Source organism: Pseudomonas sp. 05T35, from assembly GCF_056396605.1.
On record NZ_JBFTLU010000574.1, the window covers coordinates 1 to 2,395 of the forward strand.

2 protein-coding genes are annotated in these 2,395 nt (G+C 59.9%); both read right to left on the reverse strand.

Annotated features, from left to right (window positions below; genetic code table 11):
• Nucleotides 1-515 (reverse strand): outer membrane protein OmpK (locus AC1DH9_RS27400; RefSeq protein WP_477809160.1); only part of this gene is annotated, 515 nt, incomplete at its 3' end.
• Nucleotides 516-1,032: 517 nt separating this feature from the next.
• Nucleotides 1,033-2,391, reverse strand: coding sequence for a nucleobase:cation symporter-2 family protein (locus AC1DH9_RS27405; RefSeq protein ID WP_019693041.1), 1,359 nt, complete (start codon nt 2,389-2,391; stop codon nt 1,033-1,035).
• Between the last annotated feature and the right edge of the window lie 4 nt (nt 2,392-2,395).

Sequence of the window (2,395 nt, forward strand, 5' to 3'; positions counted from 1 at the left end):
GTGTAGGACCACACCGGAGTGATCTGCCAGATGTTGTTACCCGGGCGTTTGTCGTCGGTGTGGCGATTGTAGAAGTTCAGCTGGAAGTAATCGAAACCGGGAATGGCCAGGTCGAAGCCCGGACCGATCAGGTAGGAGTTGACGTCGCCTTCACCGGTCTCGTAGGTCATGGCCAGCAGGACGTCCTTGATCGGGCCGAATTCGAGTTTCCGGTCGAAGATCTTGCCGAACGACAGGCGCGGGCTGAACTCACCGTAGTACGTGTTATTGCCGACGTAGGCGTCAGGTTTGCCGTTGTAGAAAATCTTGTCGATGAACAGGAAGTTGTCCCCGTATTTCCAGGCATCGGCGTGCTCGAAGGTCACGGTTTGCTGGATGCTCGGGTTGACTTTGAAGTCTTTGCCATAGAGATAGGTCAGGCTGTTGTTCTGCCACTGCAGCAGATCGCCGGCCATTGCCTGGCCCCCCGCCAGCAAGGATCCAGCGAGCATCAGGCTAGTGCACGTACGGTTCATTCGGTTGCTCCCAAAGTAAGTGGTTCCACGTTTTTTTGAATCGGCGCTCTGGTGTGGCGCCTGTTTTTCGTTGCCGTAAAACGTTATCCAGTCGGCCGGTCTCAGCGCTCCGGCAAGCGCTGGGCCAAGGCTTTTCAAAAGCAAAAGAACGCCCGTTCGGCTGTTCGAAAACAGTCGATCAAGCGTCCATTCGGTTTTTATTGGAGTGTGCCGTGTGACCGCCCAGAGCCGGGATAAGCTGGCTATCTGGTCAGGAAATAATTCCGGGCTTTTTTTTAGAGCCGATTCAGGCGGCCGCGGAGAATACTGACTCCCGCGCCATGGCTCAAGCGCCCCGCAACGGAGCGCCGTTATCAAGTCTGTCATCGTGTTGCTCCTCGATTGTTTTTATTGTTAAGGCGCAGACAGCCGCTGACGGCGACCGGACGTATCGCTGGCCGGTCTGTCATGCGGGTATTTCGTGTCACGGGTGAAACCGGATAACGATGGAAGGACAGTCGGGCCGTCCGGTCATCCGTCAGTGTTGATGAGCGTGGCACTCGTTGTTGGCGGCTCGTTCTGCGCCGCCGAGGATGTTGAACAGCAGGTTCAACGAGAGGGCGCTGAGGGTCGCCATGGCAATGCCGCTGTGGGTGATCGGGCTCATCCACAACGGCAAGTGGGCGAAGAATTCCGGTCGAACCACCGGGATCAGGCCCATGCCGATACTCACCGCCACCAACAGTTGGTTGCGACGGTCGGCGATGTCGGCTTCCTGGAGGATCTTGATCCCGGTAGCCGCGACCATGCCGAACATCGCAATCGCCGCGCCGCCAAGTACCGCCGGTGGAATCGATGCCACCAGGAAGGCCGCTTTGGGCAGCAGGCTCAGCACCACMAGCAGACCACCGGCAACGATGGTCACCGAACGGCAGCGCACGCCGGTCATTTGCACCAGACCGATATTCTGGGCAAACGAGGAATGGGTGAACGTGTTGAAGAACCCGGCGAAGAACGACGCGCCGGCATCACACAGCAAACCGCGGCGGAGCATCCGTGGGCAGACTTCCTGGCCGGTGATCTTGCCCAGGGCGAGAAACATTCCGGTGGACTCGACGAAGATGATCACCACCACCAGGCACATTGAAAGGATCGGTGCGAGATGAAATTGCGGCATGCCGAAATGCAGCGGGGTGACGATTTGCACCCACGGCGCCTGCGCCATGCCGCTGAGGTCGACCATGCCGATCAGGCCGCAGAGGATGTAACCCAGGCCCATGCCGATCAGCACCGAAATGTTCACCCAGAAACCGCGCATGAAGCGGTGGATCAGCAAGATGGTGCCCAGCACCAGCGCGGCGATGGTCAAGTAGACGGGGGAGCCGAATTGCGCGGCAGCGTTGCCGCCACCCGCCCAGTTCACGGCCACGGGGAACAGCGACAAACCGATCGAGGTGATGACCGTGCCGGTCACCAGCGGCGGGAAGAAACGCACCACCTTGGACATGAACGGCGCGATGAGCATGCCGAAGAACCCGGCGGCGATGGTCGCGCCGAAGATCCCTTGCAGGCCGATGCCAGGCATGCCGGCCATGGCCACCATGCTGCCGACCGCCGCGAAACTGGCGCCCATCATCACCGGCATGCGAATGCCCATGGGGCCGATGCCCAGTGATTGCACGACGGTTGCGATGCCGGCGACCAGCAGGTCGGCGTTGATCAGGAAGGCGATTTCTTCACGACTCAGGCCAGCGGCCTGTCCGATGATCAGCGGCACCGCGATGGCTCCGCCGTACATCAGCAGAACGTGTTGCAGACCGACCAGAATCAGTTGCAACAACGGCAGTCGTTGAATCGCGGGTGCGTCGGGGATGCGTGCTTCGGATGACACGGACATGCAA